This is a genomic window from Novosphingobium decolorationis (assembly GCF_018417475.1).
In the GTDB taxonomy this organism is placed as follows: domain Bacteria; phylum Pseudomonadota; class Alphaproteobacteria; order Sphingomonadales; family Sphingomonadaceae; genus Novosphingobium; species Novosphingobium decolorationis.
On the sequence record NZ_CP054856.1, the window covers coordinates 826,222 to 839,931 of the forward strand.

Genomic DNA, 13,710 nt, shown 5'->3' on the forward strand with positions numbered 1-13,710 from the left:
CGTCTATCAGGCGTTCACCGGCCAGTCGGCCGCACTGATCGCGTGGCCCAGCTTTTCGACCAGCAGCAGCGCCTCGCCCTTGCTCATCTTGGTCGCATCGATGTTCAGCGTCATCTGGTCGGTCGCCGCCTCGGCCGCGCCGGCGCCGATTGTCACATCGCCCTTGTCGCCGGCGCCCAGCTTGATCTCGAAAGATGCGGTAAAGGCCATCGCCTGGTACTCCTGGAAGAAGGAAGATCGGGGGCGCTATCGGTGTCGATGCGGCAGCGCCCCCGGGCGGCCGGCTTGCGCGCCCGGCCGCAAGATCGTCACGAAGCGCTCAGGCCCCGCAAAGCTCGATCTCGAAGGTCAGAACGGTGGCCGCGGCAATCGCCGCCACACCGATCGTCGCCCAGATTTCCTCATCGGCGGCCGCGCCGCCATCGTCGAGGGTGGACGCCTTGGGGCCGATCGCGGTCGGCACGTCGGTCGCGGCAAGGGTCGCGCCATCCACGTACTTGTCGGCCGTGGTGCCATTGCCCACATCGACGGTGGAGGTGCCCAGCGAGGTCCCGGTGCACAGCCGGATCCCCACGATCGTCTCACCCACGCGCTTCTTGCCCAGATACACCCGATCGCCCGAAGCCCAGGCGGTGCCGGGGACCTTGCTCGCCAGGATAGTGCGCCTGTGGGCCCCCACCTGGCGCGCATCGGCGCGCTGGGCGGGAAATTCGGTACCATCGGCCACGCCAACCTGCTGTGCCACATAATGGTCTGCCATGTGTTGTTACTCCCGAAAATTCGAACACCGAAGATCAGGCGGCAGGGCTAACCCCGCCGCGCTGAAATCAGCCCTTCACGTTGCGGATGATGCCCGTCATGCCTTCCTGCGTGCGCGAAGCCGCGCAGGTCGTGCCGGCAAGGACACCGGGCATGAAGCGGCGTTCGGGCAGCTTGCCGACCTCGGCACGCAGTGCCTGCCAGAAGTTCAGCACCAGCCCGGGCTTCACCCAGAACGGGTTGAGGCGGTAGCCATTGCCATCGGTTGCCAGATCCGGGACCGTCTTGAGCAGCGGATTGTCGAGCTCGAGGTGGATGAAATTCCAGCCCAGCATGGACATGATCTTGCCCTTGTTGAACACGCCCTGGTACGCCGCCGTGAAGTCGGCGCTCGTCGCGGGCACCTCGGTCAGCAGTGCGTCGTTGTCGTCGGCCGTCAGTACCATGTAGCGCTCGGCCTCGTCGGGCACGTAGTTCTGCGTCAGGAACTTGTTTGCGCCGCGCAGCTTGGCCGTGTTCATCTTCGCAGCTGCGGCCGCGCCGGTGTCCACGTCGATGTAGCTGCCCGCCGGAAAGGCATTGACCGTGGTGCCTTCCTTGCCGCTGATCCGGTTCCCGTAGAAACCTTCCAGGATGCGGCGGGTCTTGGCGCGGTTGACGACACCGCTGCCGTTCTTCGTCGCCGCGCCCTGCAGGCCGATCGCGGTCTGCAGCTGATCGGCGTTCTCGATGATCTCGGCGTAGTAAAGCTCGTTCGGCTTGGGGATCCAGACGCCGTCGAACGTCGTGCGCTGCCACTTGGTCGTGCCTTCACGCTCGTCGTCTTCCTGCGGTTCGCCATTGCCGACCAGATCCTTGATCTTGATCTTGCTGGCACTTGCATCGCTCTGGACCGTGACGGCCGCTTCGAGCGGAGAGGTCTGCAGCTGCAGCTCCATCTCGAGGTTGTTCTGGTACTTCAGCTGCTGTGTATTTTCGACAGACATACGCCATGCCCTTCGTTCGAAACAAAACCATCGGAGTTGCTGCGAAGGGCTTGGGGGCGAAACGCCCGGCCTCTCTGCCGTTTAACGCCACGGGATCGGCGGTGCATCCACACAGGGCCCGGGGCGTATCGAGGCTTGGCCAGGTCTTGGAGCGAAGCCCCGGGAGGAAATCCCCCCGGGGCCTTGCGAGCCTGAAAAATGATCCACGCGACTCGCGGTGTCAAGCCAAATTCAGGCGTGATTGTGGATGATCAGGCCGCCTGCTCCTGCCGCTCCTGCCACTTGGCGGCCTGGTCCTGCAGCCGGTTCCAACGCGCGTTCTCCGGGGTGCCCTCAGTGCGCACTGCATTGCCGAACGCCGGATCGGACTTCGCCTTCGCCTTCATCTTGTCCAGCTCGCCCTGCGCCTCGCGCCCGGTCACGCCAAAGCGCCCCTGACCGCCGGTGATCAACGTATCCTCGGCCATGCCCTGGCCAAGCCGCGTGAACGTATCCAGCATCTTGGCAACGCCCGTCTCAGCCCCGCTCACCTGCGCCATCGCGTTGCGCATCGCGATCAACTCCTGCGAAGACAGGCCCAGCGCACGCGCCGCGCTGTCGATCGCGGCCAGCTTTGCATGGCCGTCGGCCCCCTGCTTGGCCACCCAGGCCGCCGCAGCATCCGTCGTGCCCTTGTCGAACGCGGCCTGGTCATCCAGCTGGGCCTGCACGAAGTCGTTGATCAGCCCGTTCATCGCCTCGGCCGGCACACCATGCTCCAGCGCGCGGGGAAGCATCTTGCCCAGCAGCGTATCGTCCAGTGGCACCGCGTTGCCGTCCGCATCCTGCAACTGGGGCAGCGTGTAACCTTCCACCGTCTCAGGGACACCGATCGCTGTACGATAGCTGGCCACTTCCTCGGCCGTCGCACCTTCTCCGGGCACCTTGATGCGCCCTCCATCGCGAAGCGCACGCTCGGCCTCGCGATAACTCTTGATCGCGTCGTCGGGCGTCCTCCAACCCTTGGATTTCACATAGTCGCGGTTCGCTGCGCTCTCGCCCTCAGCCTGGTCAGACAGACCGCCCCACCATTCCGGATCTGCACCGCCGCCTTCGCCAAGACCTGCACCAGCCTCGGCCCCGCCGCCCTCACCTTGTCCAGCAGCCGCCGCCGCGCCAGCCCCGGCGCCGCCCAGCAGATCGGCCGAACTGCCGAACCCGCCTGCGCCTTCACCGCCCTCAGCGCCTGCACCCTCACCGCCTTCATTCGCCATCGTCTAGCTCCATCAGCTGCTGGACCTTGTGTTCGTCCAGGTTGAGAAAATTCTGGATCCGCACGAACACTTCGCGCCGGCCTTCGCGGCGCGCCATGATCAGCGGATCAGTATCGAAAATCGTGGGCTCGTTCGCGTGGCAAAAGTCCCGCAGATCGGCGAGCACCAGCTCGCCCACACCGTTCACTCCGCCTTCGCGTTCCACGAACAGCCAGCGATACAGCCATGCAAGCGGCAGCGCTGCCGCCAGTCTGGCCTTGAACAGGTCCTTGTAGACCCGCGAAAGCGCGACCGCGCGCGCCCGCAAAAGGTTGACCTGACTGCGCATTTACGCGGCCTCGGTAATCTGGTTGGCCTTCGCCAGGTTCAGCGTGGCGCCGGACGCCTCGCTCAGCTGCTGCAGCTGCATCGCACCTGCCTGCTGTTCCTGCTCGGCCGCCAGCAGCTTCGCCACGTCCTCATCGCTGCGCAGATAGCTGGGTTTCACGCCCATCTCATCGGCCATGCCCACCGCGATCGCGTCCGCATCCACGCGGTGCCGCACACGCGGATCGAATTCGGCCAGTACCGGCAAGGCCTGGACGTAGCGCAGCGTCGAAGCCGTGCTTTCCGCACGCGCCATCTTCGCCAGCATGTTCTCGTATTCCACGATCGGCCAGGCACCTGCCTCCAGCACCTCGGGCGGGAACGGCTCCAGCTGGCCGTGCCGGATCGCCAGATCCAGCTCGCGCTGCGAAACGGGAAACTGTTTTTCGGTCTGGTACTGGCTGGCGAATGGACGCACCAGGATCCCCTGCTTGCTCATCACCTCCAGCACTTCGGTCGTGGTCATGCGCGAATTGGGATCGGTCAGGATCTTGTAGAATTCCTCCAGGAACTCGGTTCGGATCACCTCCCTCTCTTGCTCGATCAATTCCATGGCGTAAGGGATGCCGTTCTCGCCACCCGGCACGCGCTGCACCATCGCGCGCCCCATGTCGTCGACCATGCCCGGATTCATGCCCCCAGCTCTGGAAATCAGACGGTTGATGCCGTTGTCGTTGTTGAACAGCAGCGCGGGATCCACCGCCTTGTGCCCCGCGCGCAACGTCGTGCGCTTCATCGCGTTCACGCCCTTGATCGTGGGCATGACGTCAATCGCGGGCGAAGTGCCGTAGATATCCTCGGCCTCGGTCAGATGGCGTGAAACCGCGATCGGCATGGAATGAAAACCGCTGCGCCTGAGGTAGATCTTCTCGTCCGCCACCAGGTAGCGAGATGCGATCGGCATGCGCCGCCAGTCGAGTTTCTCGGTGTCCCATTCGGTATTGGGCGCAACGATGTGCAGGATCTCGAATTCGGTATGTTCGTTACCGGGCGTCTCCAGCGCCTTGCGCATCTTGGGCGTCAGGGCATCGCGCCCGAATTCCTCGGCGATCTGGGCAACGGTCCGCTTGTAGCAGCGATGCACCCGGTTCACGATCCCGGCATAGTCGACGTCGATATAGACCTGCGCCAGGTGCAGCGTGCGATAACTGAAACCACGCCCAGGCTTTCCATCCACGAACACGGGAGAGGTCCCGTAACGGCCCAGCTGCTTCCAGTCCTCGTTTGCCGAAGTGCCAAAGCCGGTCCTCGCGGCATGGCGCATCCCGTACATGCGCCGGCTCGCACGTTCGCACCAGACCTTCACGCCCCGCTGCGCCATCAGGTCATCATCCACGAAGCGAATCCGGATATAATCCTTCTCCTCGGGCGTCGTGATCGCAACGCCGGCAGCGGCAAAACGCTTGTTCGCCGTAATATGCGTCGGATCGTAATTGCGCTCATTGCGCAGCGATCCGGGCGAACCATGGGAAAACCCACCCGCAGCCCCGCTCGGAAAGCGATCATCCACCTCGCGCCAGACGCTCTCCCAGGGCGCGCGCAGGGATTTGAGGCGCTCATGGTCGCGCAGGTCCGCCTTGACCAGGTCCTCGTCCTGAATTCGATCGTCCATCGTCTTTTCACTCCGCCCAGGGGAAAGGTGTTCCCCGGCACCACGCCCGGCGCCGGGGATGATGCGCGTCAGAGCAGCACGTCATGCGCCAGGTTGAACGATTGGCCCGCCCCGATCTGCAGCTGCCCGGCCGATCGCTTGCGGTAGAGGACCAGCTCGTCGTCGGCGTAAAGCGCCCAGCCATCCAGGCGCGCCAGCCCGGTGACCAGCCAGCTGTCGATCGCCAGCAGCAGCCCCGAACCGATCACCTTGAAACCGGACATGCCCTTACGCAGTGCCAGCGCCGGAACGTCGCCCGCTTCCACGTCGCCCAGGAAGGCCACCAGTTCGAGGTCCTCGGCATCCCCGATCACCTTGCGCAGCTCATCCTGCCTTTTCCTGTCGAAGACAGGCGGATCGCTAGGAAGCTTGCGCAGCTTTGCCTCGGGATCACGCGCGATCGCAGCGGCCAGCGCCTCCTGCGTTTCCGCCGCCTCGTTGCGCGCCCTGGTCACCTGGCCCTTCTGCGCCGCCAGCTGGCGCTTCACGCCGGCCAGTTGCTCCTCAACCTGCGCCGAAACCGTCACCAGCTGATCAAGCACCACGCACGCAGCGTCCCCGATCGCCGCGCCTTCGGGCACCGCATATCCCAGCTCCTCGAGCTTGACGGCTACCTTCGCCATATCTTCGCAGTTCGAAAGCGCTGCATTGACCTTGCCCAGGACGTCGTCGCCTTCGCCCAGCTTGAAAGGCGTTTCCGCCAGCAGGAGCGTGATCAACTCCAGCGTTTGCGCGGCATCTACCTCTTTGGCCTGTTCGGCCTGTGCCGAATTACCGGACATATCTCCTACCTCCTTCAGTTCCCGAGGACGAACTTGCCAAGGCTGGACGCGGCCGCCTCGGCCCCGCGAACGCCTGTCACGATATCGGCGGCAGATCCCCTTCGGCCGCGCAGCTCGCGCGCGCGGCGGGCTGCGATCTCAGCCTCGTCGCGTGTCGCGAGCCCGGGGCTTGCGTAACCATCGTTGTTCGCCAGGAGCATGCTCGCACCCGTGGTTGCCGCCGTGGTCGCGGCCGCCGTTCCGGCAGTCTTCAGCATCGAAGTCTTTCCGGGGGCAGCATTCCCACCGGCGGACGGCCCCGGCGCCGACCCTCCACCCGCAGCCAATTCTGCACCGGCCGCCCCGGCCGCTCCGGCCGCTCCGCCCGCGGCAGCGCCTGTCGCAGCACCAGCGCCAGCGCCTGCCGTTCCGGTCACCACGATCGGAGCACCAGCTGCCGCAGCCGTCCCCGCGGCGGCACCACCTGCAGCGGCCGCCGTACCAGCAGCAGCGGTCCCTGCAGCTGCAGTTCCTGCCGCTGCCGTACCGGCCGCCGCTGCGCCCGCGGCACCTGCCGCCCCAGCACCGGCAGCCCCCGCCGCGCCGGCAGCGCCAGCTGCCGCACCGCCACTCCCAGCCATGGCACCACTGGCAGCCAGTCCCAACGGCCCGGCCGCCAGCACGCCCAGCCCGATACCCAGCGCTGGCAGCGCAAATTTCTTCAATCCACTCATCTCAAGGAACTCCTCTCAAACGCCCGCAAATTCATCGAAATCACCATCATTCTGGATCATCATCGCAGGGTTGATCCTCGGCCTCCCGCGAATGTCGGAAATCACATGCTCACCCTCGACGGCTGCGTACTGCTCGCCGTCGCAAACGTGCGTGAAAATGGTATCGGCAACCTCAAGGTGCCCGCGCGTCTCACCAGCCCCCATATCGGCCTCCCGGTATCGGTATCCGCCCAGATGCCCGCGAATGAGGTGCTTGCAGCTGGGATCGACCGCGTACCCATCGTGCTGCGCCTGAACGCTCCAGATCGCCTCATGGCGCAGCGCCTGTCGGTTCGTCTTCGCCTTGTGCGCACGGTGCCCCAGCGCCTTCTCGAACGCCCGGATCCAGTCGCGCTCATCATCCTCGTTGTCCTTGGCGCGCCAAGCCGCCGGATCACCCACGAAGCGCACCCGATCGGGATCCACATCGGGAAAATGCTCAGCCATCATCGCGCGAACCATCTGCCCAAAGGCGGTCGGCCCGATCTTGCGCAGGGTCTTGCCCTGCTCGAGGAAGCTCACCGCCTCACGCAAGGACCGGAAGTGCCCCTCGATTGTCCGCTGGGTCGCTACTGCCGAAGCGAAAAGCCCCTGGTCGAACCCCACCACCAGCATGCGGTTCGGATCGAATGTAATCGGGCGCACATGGCGTGCATAATCGAACTGGGGATTGACCGGCTGACCGTGCTGCATTGGCACGAACTTGTTGTCGATCATGCGCGCAACGTAGTCGGGCCGATGCTTGTTCAGCGCGGCCTGAATTGCATAATAACCCTTGGGAAGGTTGTGCAGGTTTTCGGCGCCAGGCGATCGGCCGCCGGGTTGGATGAACACCTCCATCAGCGGGCGATCACCCAGCGCCTCGACCAGCGCCGGATCCATGAACTCGCCCAGGTTCTTCTCGATAGCCAGGCCGTAGATCCAGTTATCCATGTAAGGGGCGTTGAGCGACAGGATGATCTGCTGGTCGACCACCAGCGCCGGATCAAGATCGGACGCACGGCCGACACGGCCGGACAGGAACGCCAGCAGATCGGGCGACTGAAGGTCCGCCTCATCGATCATCACCGCCACAACTTCCCAGCCACGGCACGCTTCCTCGACCGACCGGTCACCGATCGCGCGAAATTCGATCTCGAAATCGCACACGTCGATCGCGCGACCATGTTCATCCTGCGCCAGGATCAACGTCAGCTTGTGCGTGAACGGTGCCTTCCAGGTGAAATGCCCATCGGTTTCGGGATGGATCCGGAACCACGATGGCAGCGTATTCTTCTCGATATTCGGGTAGGTTTCGCGGATCACGCCCACGCGCGCTTTGCGCCGCAGCACCCCATTCGCATCGTACCGCCCGCCCTGCCGCGTTCCGACCCGCCGCAACGCCCGAAGCGCCGTCATCGTCTTGGCCGACCCTACAGGCCCGATGATGATTTTCAGAAACGCCCGCGAAAGCAGGAAATCGTCCGAAATCGGCCCGGGCGAATTGAGGCGCCGGACCTCAAGGTTGGCCGCGCTCATTCATCGCCTCCCGTCGGATCCTTGGGGATCACGCCAAGAACCTCGCCATCGATTACGGCACCTGTCGAACGCCGGATTTCACCGATTTCCTCGTGCACCACCACTCCGCGGATCGTCGCATCCACCGCCACCGGTTTCTTGGAATGGATGAACGACATGAGCCCCTCGGCACACCGCACACGCAGCGCCTGGGCCTCGGCGTAGGTCATTCGTTCAGTGACGATATTCGGCGTCCCGTCCTTGCGGAAGCTGTGTACCTTGGACTGTTCCGATGCCTGGATCAGCACCTCGGGATCCGTAGACTGGATCTGCATCAGCGTGATCGCCGGATCCTGCCCGAACTGGCTGATGTAGCGCGCAAAATCATCCGTCCGCCTGTTCTTGGCCCCCTTGGGCCGCCCTCGGCCGCGTTCCTCGCGTGCAGCGCGCAACACGGCAAGCCGCCCTGCACTCGGCCCCAGCTTCTCACGCGCCTCGGCCATCTCCTCGGGCGTCAGGGGATCCAGCAGCTCCAACTGCTCTTCCTCCGCCTGCGCTTGGTCGAACAAGGCCTTGGCCTCGGCCACCATGCCCTCGGCTTCCAGTTTTCCACCGGGCTCAGTTGACACAAGCACCTCCCCGTCTAACCTGCGCCTCGTCGATGCGGTTCTCCCGAACCACCATCTCACCAGCTCCCCGCCCCGCCTCGCGCGCCCGGGTTTGAGCTCGGCACCCCAACCCCGACCCGTTCGTCAGACCACCCGTTTCGTGCCCCTCCACAGGTCGCCCAGTCGATCCGGGACAGGGATTTTCATTTCCGATCGAAATCCGGCCACGCTCGTGCGCCTGGGTGCTCGGACGCGGCACCGCCGCGAAGGGGGCAAGGGGGGGCCGGCCGGAGGCCGAGGAGCCCCCCCAGGCGCTGCCCAGGGCGCGCCGATCGAGGTGCCCAGCCACCCCGCGCGTAAGCCTGACAGGCCAACGACGATGGCCCGAAATACACGCATTCCTGCGCCTTTCTGCCACCCCTTCCAACATCACCTTTCCAACATGCCCGATCACATCGCCCGAAAACGGCAGATTTCCGCCATTCCGGTTGGACCAGGTCGAAAGCCCGGATCCGCACGCCTGGACCGCCTCGAGCCCGCCCCGGCAAAGCACCATCGCCACCGGCCGAGCCTCACCAGGCGCACCCAGATCGCCAGCCCGCGTTCCAGCCCCGAAAGTTTTCGCCACCCTCCCCCGAATTACGGTGCTGACAGGGGCCAGGCGATCACCAGGAGCCGAGGCGGCCGAATATCCGCCCCCTAGTTTATTCGTTTCCCGCAGAAATCCGCCGTTTCCATCCATGCTGACAAGGGTGGTTCCAGACTGGAACCAACTTGGAACCGACATGGAACCTCTAAACATCTGATTTACATTGATAATGAAGGCTGGTTCCAAAGTTCCAGTAATCCCCTCGCGTATGTGCGCGCGCGTGCTCGCGCATACGCGCACGCGCGCATCACGCGTGAGAGTTGACCGGAACCAGCGGAACCGGACAGAAAACGCAATGATTGCAATGTGTTGATAGTTCCAGCGCGGTTCCGGCTTGGTTCCGATTGGAACCACCTCCCCTGCCCCGTTTGGGCCCCGCGACTGGACAACCAATGTCTTGGACTGCCAGCGGGCCGGGGTCAAGTGAGACGAGAGGACGAGGCAAGAGCGCAGCGCCAGGCAGTCCATTTCCAGAGCCCCTGCGGGCCGGGGGAACGCAAAGAGAGAACGGCCGCGCACCGCGTCGCCTTCGGCGCCGCTGCGGCCGTACGTCGGCGCAATCTCGAAAGCGGTTATCCAGCATTCAAACCCACGCAAAACCGCCAGTTCACGCCCCGCCGAATGTCCGCGAGGCGCGGACGCAAACCTAAGCGCGCGCGCGAAGATGAAATTCTCTATTGACACAAATTTCTGTGCCGCTTTATAGGTACAGCAACGACGGCGGCACAGGGCCGCGTCGATGGTCAGAAAGGACCTGTCACCATGAAGCACATGCTCCTCGATATGGGCTGTCACAGCCTCGAAGTTGAAGTCGCCGACGACGTCGACCTGGACGAACGTTTCCGCGCCAAGGACCTGCACACCGGCGAGACGATCCTCGTCAACGGTTGGCTCATCGACAACGCCGAGGAGATCTGAACCATGGCCAAGATCGACACATACCAGCAGGTCACCGACCGGATCGTTGCCGCCCTCGAGGAGGGCACGCGCCCCTGGCAAAAGCAGTGGGTCAACGGCGGCGCCATCATGGATCCGCGCCGCTCCAACGGCGAACGCTATCGCGGGATCAACGTCCTCCTGCTCTGGATGAGCGCAGCCGAACGCGGCTTTTCCGGCCGCAGCTGGTTTACATTCAAGCAGGCGCTCGACCTTGGCGCCAACGTCCGCAAGGGCGAAAAGGGCACGCAGATCGTCTTCTTCAAGAAGCTCGACATCAAGGAACAGAACGATGCCGGCGAGGACGTCTCGCGCTTGGTCCCCATGCTCAAGACCTATACCGTCTTCAACGCCGACCAGATCGAGAACCTGCCCGATCAGTTCCGCACTGCCCCTGTCCAGATCGTTGGCGGCAAGGACCGAGACGAGGCGTGTGAGGCCGCCCTGCGCAGCTCCGGCGCCGACATTCGCGAAACCGACCACGCCCAGGCCTATTACGCCCCTGGCGCCGATTTCGTGAACATGCCCCGCTTCGAACTGTTCACCTCGACCAGCGGCTTCCTCGCCACCCTGGCACATGAGCTTTGCCACTGGACGGGCCACACAAACCGCCTCGATCGCGCCCAGCTCAATGAGTTCGGCTCGAAGGACTACGCGTTCGAGGAACTGGTCGCCGAAATCGGCGCGGCCATGGTCGGCGCGCGCCTGGGCATCTTTGGCGAACACATCGACAACCACGCCGCCTACGTGGAAAGCTGGCTCAAGGCCCTTCGCAACGACAAGCGCATGATCTTCAAGGCGGCCACCATGGCCCAGGCCGCGGCTGATATGGTCCTGGCCAACGCGGGCGAGCTCGAGGCATTCGAGCTCGAGGAGGAACCCGAAACGATCGAACAGCCGGAGCAGCTGGTCCTCTTCGCCTGAACGCGCACACCACGCACCACGAAGGGCCGGGGCAGCGATGCTCCGGCCCTTCCGTATGTCGGGAGCGCGCGCGCTCATCACCCCACCTCGCGCTTCTGCTCGGCCACCCAGGAGGTCACCGCCTCGGCCGCGCAGGCCTTCGGCAGGTCCGCCTCGTCGAACACCTCGCACAGGGGCACCAGGACCGCGCGGGACTTCACGTGGCCAAACTTCATGTCCACGCCCGTCTCGGCCCCCGGCACGCGCGCCAGGGACTGTTTCCAGCCCGCACTGCGCCAGTTGCTGTCCTCGAAAACCTTGTCCAGGCCGCGATGCGAATTCGCCACCGCCAGCCACCCGGGCACACTTTGATCGAACGGGCCCACGCCCCAACGGGCCGGGGATTTACCCGCCGGGGGCTTGCGCTCAGCACGCACGATCTTGAGGCCGATCTGCGAAAGCCGCTCGTTCGCCCGCCGCGCCTGGTCGTTTTCGGTTTCCCCGGGCATCAGCGTCTCGCACGAATGCTCCACCGCGCGCCAGATCCACGTGCCGATCTGCTCGCGCTCATCGCCTCCGCGCGCCTGCTGCAGGCTGGTCAGCATGTACTTGATGCAGGCGACGTGGTCCGGATCGCTTTCGGCAATCTCGGCCATGCGCTGTGGCCGGCACTCGGCCACCCAATGGGCAATATCCTCGTCGCTCGGCACCGCGTGCACGTCGTCGCTTATCAGCACGTCGGCACAGGCCAGCAGCGTCCCGAACTGGTCGCAGGCGCGGCTCACGTGCCCCAGCTCGGCCAGCTGCGCGTGAAACTTCGCCTTGGTCGCCACCAGGCGCGGCCAGCCATCGATCATGCGGCGCAGCAGCTGCCGCCCCATCACGCCGAAATCCGTTGTTCGCAGCGCCTCCGGCTCCTTCGCCCCCTGTGGGATCGGGCCCAGCTCCAGGATGGCCAGGCGCGATCGGTCCTGAGGCTCCATCGGCGGGATAATGATGGAGGAGAACCAGAACGAACTTTGCAGCGTGAATTCCACCGCGCCGTGATCGCTGCTCCCGCGTGAAGCCGTATCCCCGCTCGAGGCGATGCGCGCCAGGCCCACGATGGCATCGGTGTGCCGGCTGTCCTTGGCCGCCTCGAGCTCGTCGATCATCACCGGGACGGTGGAATTCTTCAGGCTCGATCGGATCCCGGCTGCTGTCGTGTCGCTGGTCCGGAACACGCCGTTGCCGAACAAGCGGTGCACCAGCCCATCTTTGCCGTTCAGCGTCGATTTGCCGGTGCCAGCACCGCCCGTGATCCACACGTGCGGGCGCCAGGGCAGCGCGCCGCCGATCATCCCCGCGCCGATCGCGCCCAGGCACAGGATCGGGTCGAGCAACGGGCGCTTCCAGTTCCAGGTCTGCAGCAGGGCCAGCAACTTTTCGGCCGGCCGCGCGTCGATTTCCTCGTGCCAGGGGCGCGGGATCGGTTCGGCCGACTGATAGACGTAGCGTTCGTGCAGGCCCGTGTCGGCCCAGCGCCAGCCCTTCAGCGTGCCGTCCACCCTGGGCACGCTCGCCAGGATCTTGTCCCCGCAATGCAGCACCAGGCCGCCCGCGCCCTTTTCGGGCCGATGCGCCCCGCGCCCACGCAGGCGCCCGGCCGGATCGAACACCCCCTTGCGCACGCACTCCACGATCAGCGCCTGGGCGGACTTCGCCTGGTCGAACCCGATCAGGCGCGAAGGCTCCACTTCCACCCAGCCCTTCCCGGCAATCTGCTCGCGCACCGGCTTGGAATACTGGCCAAAGTTCGCCTCCAGCCACCCCAGCTTCGGGCCGAACAGCGCGATCAGCCCGTTCTTGCCATGCCGGTTTCCCGCCTCCAGGCCGACGAGCTGCCCGTTGTAGTTCAGATAGAAACAGGTCTGCTTACCGGTCAGATCCTGCATGTTGCCCAGCGGCGTGATCGGGCATCCCGGCGGAAAGCGATCGTAATCGTCCTCGCCACTACGCCCGGTTTCCGGCCCGATGTCGCCGGGCTGGGCAAAGTCGGGCGCGGGCTGCGGATTGGCCAGCGCTTCCTCGATGGGGTTGGAGCTCACGCCGCCACCCCGCGCAGCGGACATGCCGCCTCTATGCAGTCGCCGCCGAACCACGAAGGCACAAAACCCTCGGGATGGCACTTGCAGGCCACCATGCCATCGCCGCGCTCGCGCAGGGCTTGCGCGGCCACCGTCTCGGCATTCTGCGCCCAGCGCGCATCCATGGCGCTCGGCGCCGACGCCAGGTCAAGGGTGCGCACCGCAGCGGGCCGGGGGATCGGGGGGACAGGCTCCACCCGCTGCGGTGCTGTCACGGGGGCGGGGGGATTTGCGCCCGTGATCTCACAAACTTGTGCGCGCGCTGATCGGGATTTCGCAGGGGCATTCATGATCCGCCCAGGAGTTGCCCTCTCCTGAGCGACGGCTACCGCCCCCCCGCTCGATCCTTCCGGATCCCGAACTTCGCAGCCGAGGCTCTCGCCCCGCGCGCTTGCGGCTGTCAGGTCCTCGGCGGCAGCCGCAACCTGCAGAATACGTCGCA

Annotated in this window: 14 protein-coding genes; 2 read left to right on the forward strand and 12 right to left on the reverse strand. The window is 65.1% G+C overall.

Features of this window, described 5'->3' with window-relative positions; translation table 11 throughout:
• Window positions 1–6: 6 nt before the first annotated feature.
• From HT578_RS03785 to HT578_RS03830, 10 genes are all read right to left on the reverse strand, one after another.
• Window positions 7–210 (reverse strand): hypothetical protein, encoded by a 204-nt coding sequence (locus HT578_RS03785; protein ID WP_213502222.1) that lies wholly within the window; start codon window positions 208–210, stop codon window positions 7–9.
• 109 nt (window positions 211–319) lie between these two features.
• A complete protein-coding gene (locus tag HT578_RS03790) occupies window positions 320–760 on the reverse strand; it encodes a hypothetical protein (RefSeq protein ID WP_213502223.1) in 441 nt (146 codons plus the stop codon).
• A 67-nt stretch (window positions 761–827) separates the two neighbouring features.
• The gene (locus HT578_RS03795) at window positions 828–1,745 is read right to left on the reverse strand and encodes a phage capsid protein (RefSeq protein WP_213502224.1); all 918 of its coding nucleotides are present in this window, start codon (window positions 1,743–1,745) and stop codon (window positions 828–830) included.
• A gap of 251 nt (window positions 1,746–1,996) precedes the next feature.
• Complete coding sequence (locus tag HT578_RS03800; protein ID WP_213502225.1) at window positions 1,997–2,998, reverse strand: hypothetical protein; 1,002 nt, start codon at window positions 2,996–2,998, stop codon at window positions 1,997–1,999.
• The gene (locus HT578_RS03805; protein ID WP_213502226.1) at window positions 2,988–3,326 is read right to left on the reverse strand and encodes a Bbp19 family protein; all 339 of its coding nucleotides are present in this window, start codon (window positions 3,324–3,326) and stop codon (window positions 2,988–2,990) included. The genes HT578_RS03800 and HT578_RS03805 overlap by 11 nt, the downstream gene beginning before the upstream one ends.
• Window positions 3,327–4,976: a portal protein gene (locus HT578_RS03810; protein ID WP_213502227.1), complete on the reverse strand. Its 1,650-nt coding sequence runs from the start codon at window positions 4,974–4,976 to the stop codon at window positions 3,327–3,329. It lies immediately after the preceding gene.
• Between the two features lie 68 nt (window positions 4,977–5,044).
• On the reverse strand, window positions 5,045–5,797 hold the full coding sequence (locus HT578_RS03815; protein ID WP_213502228.1) for a hypothetical protein: 753 nt from the start codon (window positions 5,795–5,797) through the stop codon (window positions 5,045–5,047).
• A 14-nt stretch (window positions 5,798–5,811) separates the two neighbouring features.
• Window positions 5,812–6,510, reverse strand: coding sequence for a hypothetical protein (locus HT578_RS03820; protein ID WP_213502229.1), 699 nt, complete (start codon window positions 6,508–6,510; stop codon window positions 5,812–5,814).
• A gap of 15 nt (window positions 6,511–6,525) precedes the next feature.
• On the reverse strand, window positions 6,526–7,860 hold the full coding sequence (locus HT578_RS03825) for a hypothetical protein (RefSeq protein WP_213502230.1): 1,335 nt from the start codon (window positions 7,858–7,860) through the stop codon (window positions 6,526–6,528).
• A 203-nt stretch (window positions 7,861–8,063) separates the two neighbouring features.
• Window positions 8,064–8,636 carry a hypothetical protein gene (locus tag HT578_RS03830; protein ID WP_213502231.1) on the reverse strand — a complete coding sequence of 191 codons (573 nt, stop codon included), beginning with the start codon at window positions 8,634–8,636 and terminating at the stop codon, window positions 8,064–8,066.
• 1,429 nt (window positions 8,637–10,065) lie between these two features.
• On the opposite strand from HT578_RS03830, the gene HT578_RS03835 reads away from it, so the two are divergent.
• Together HT578_RS03835 and HT578_RS03840 are read left to right on the forward strand one after the other, a co-directional pair.
• Window positions 10,066–10,221: a hypothetical protein gene (locus HT578_RS03835; RefSeq protein WP_213502232.1), complete on the forward strand. Its 156-nt coding sequence runs from the start codon at window positions 10,066–10,068 to the stop codon at window positions 10,219–10,221.
• 3 nt (window positions 10,222–10,224) lie between these two features.
• Complete coding sequence (locus HT578_RS03840; protein ID WP_213502233.1) at window positions 10,225–11,163, forward strand: ArdC family protein; 939 nt, start codon at window positions 10,225–10,227, stop codon at window positions 11,161–11,163.
• Between the two features lie 77 nt (window positions 11,164–11,240).
• On the opposite strand, the gene HT578_RS03845 is transcribed toward HT578_RS03840, so the two are convergent.
• Both HT578_RS03845 and HT578_RS03850 read right to left on the reverse strand, forming a co-directional pair.
• Window positions 11,241–13,253 (reverse strand): hypothetical protein, encoded by a 2,013-nt coding sequence (locus HT578_RS03845; protein ID WP_213502234.1) that lies wholly within the window; start codon window positions 13,251–13,253, stop codon window positions 11,241–11,243.
• A complete protein-coding gene (locus tag HT578_RS03850) occupies window positions 13,226–13,429 on the reverse strand; it encodes a hypothetical protein (protein WP_213502235.1) in 204 nt (67 codons plus the stop codon). The genes HT578_RS03845 and HT578_RS03850 overlap by 28 nt, the downstream gene beginning before the upstream one ends.
• Window positions 13,430–13,710: the final 281 nt, after the last annotated feature.